Origin of the sequence: Vagococcus sp. CY53-2 (genome assembly GCF_022604695.1) — a bacterium.
In the GTDB taxonomy this organism is placed as follows: Bacteria; Bacillota; Bacilli; order Lactobacillales; family Vagococcaceae; genus Vagococcus.
In genome coordinates, this window is sequence record NZ_JALAHP010000019.1 from 590 (window position 1) to 2,078 (window position 1,489).

Here is a 1,489-nt window from a genome sequence, read left to right on the forward strand (position 1 = left end):
AGGTTACTTTATTTTGCCCCTTATCACGCATTCTAGAGATAATTGAAAAAAATAAATTCATTTGAACAGGGGTAAACTTTCTCAAAGGAATAGTATTTAATTCTGTATGATGTTTAACTAATTCATTAACCATAAACGCACCTCACATTAATATAATATTTATAAAGTACATATTACAAGTTCAAGTACTTTAAGTAAAGACTTAAAACAGACAAAGTGTACTTTATAAACAGACAAAATGTACTTATAAATATTCTGTATCCATTGGGGGAGTAAGGATTAAACAAGGTCTAAAAGAGGTTTAAAAGAGGTTTAAAAGAGATTATAAAAGAGGGGATATATTTTCCCACCAAAACTTTTTCTTTATTTTGTTAAAATGATCTATGCGTACTATGAAAATATATAAAAAGGAGTGAGAGAAAACCACTCTCACATTTTACTTGCAGCAGTCGCTTTACGCTCCTTTGCTAAAACCTAACCCATTTCTCCAAAGAAATCATTCAACAGCCTTAAAACGCAAAAAAAGAGCTATTTAAGCTCATTTGATTAAAAACCTTATTCAGATAAGTAAAACGTCTTTCAGACGGTCAGGGTAAACCCTAACAACCCTAGAATTAAAATCAATAGCAAATGACAAGAATAAAAAGCTATTTTATTTCCACCACTGCCACCATTTTTTAGAATCTATATTTTCTTCTAGTAGTTTTGTATTTTTTTGTTGCTCGTAAAGTAGTAATTGTTGTTGTTGGTTTAGAATTGTTTGAAGTGAATTAATCTGCTCATCTTTTGATATCAATTGTTTATTTTTATCTTTTACTTCCTTTTGCAAAAAATGATTAGAATCTTCAAGGCTTTTAATATATTGAGCTTTAAAATCAACTGCAACATCATTTGTTTCGGCGTTTTGGTCTTTATCTTTAGATAAACCTTTCATAACAAGGTTTACAACCGCATCATCATACAGTAACGTTTGTCCATTTTTAGTCACTTCTGTTGCACCAATTGTTTTGATGTATCTTGATACAGTCATTTTTGAAACATCAAGCATATCAGCCATTTCTTTAATACTTTTCATCATAAACCTCCTGTAACAAATCATAACAACATGCTACCACTTTTGTTGTGGTCATAAAAGATAGTATAAAATGTTAGAAAAATTATGCTATATTAATTAATGGCACTTAGCCTACCAAAGCTATTATAGGTTTGGAGGTGAAACTTGCATGGTTGAAAAACTTCTAACGTTAATTATCGCACCAATCATTGTTGGGGCAGTTCTTGAACTGTTTGCTTACTGGTTGGAAAAGCAAGACGATAATTAAAGGCTAATGCTAATCAACCCACACGCTTAGTCGCAAAGCGAAAAAAAAAGCCCTAACCACTCGCAATGGTTGGGGCTTTTGTGCTATGAAACTTGCACTCGAAACTTCTAACGTTTTCGCACCTTTATTATATCATGGTTTTAAATTTCAATCAAAATACATAATTG

3 protein-coding genes are annotated in these 1,489 nt (G+C 31.2%); 1 reads left to right on the forward strand and 2 read right to left on the reverse strand.

What is annotated here, in order from left to right; genetic code table 11:
- Positions 1 to 133, reverse strand: a 133-nt coding sequence (locus MN581_RS09960) for a RepB family plasmid replication initiator protein (RefSeq protein ID WP_241699704.1), incomplete at its 3' end; no start/stop codon positions are given.
- Between the two features lie 519 nt (positions 134 to 652).
- Positions 653 to 1,078, reverse strand: coding sequence for an HTH domain-containing protein (locus MN581_RS09965; RefSeq protein ID WP_241699701.1), 426 nt, complete (start codon positions 1,076 to 1,078; stop codon positions 653 to 655).
- Positions 1,079 to 1,223: 145 nt separating this feature from the next.
- On the opposite strand from MN581_RS09965, the gene MN581_RS09970 reads away from it, so the two are divergent.
- On the forward strand, positions 1,224 to 1,322 hold the full coding sequence (locus MN581_RS09970; protein WP_241699702.1) for a type I toxin-antitoxin system Fst family toxin: 99 nt from the start codon (positions 1,224 to 1,226) through the stop codon (positions 1,320 to 1,322).
- The last annotated feature ends 167 nt before the right edge of the window (positions 1,323 to 1,489 follow it).

What these genes read in the sequence shown, in the direction of transcription:
- MN581_RS09965 (WP_241699701.1), bottom strand. Translation starts at nt 1,078, where the DNA reads ATGATGAAAAGTATTAAAGAAATGGCTGATATGCTTGATGTTTCAAAA.
- MN581_RS09970 (WP_241699702.1), top strand. Translation starts at nt 1,224, where the DNA reads ATGGTTGAAAAACTTCTAACGTTAATTATCGCACCAATCATTGTTGGG.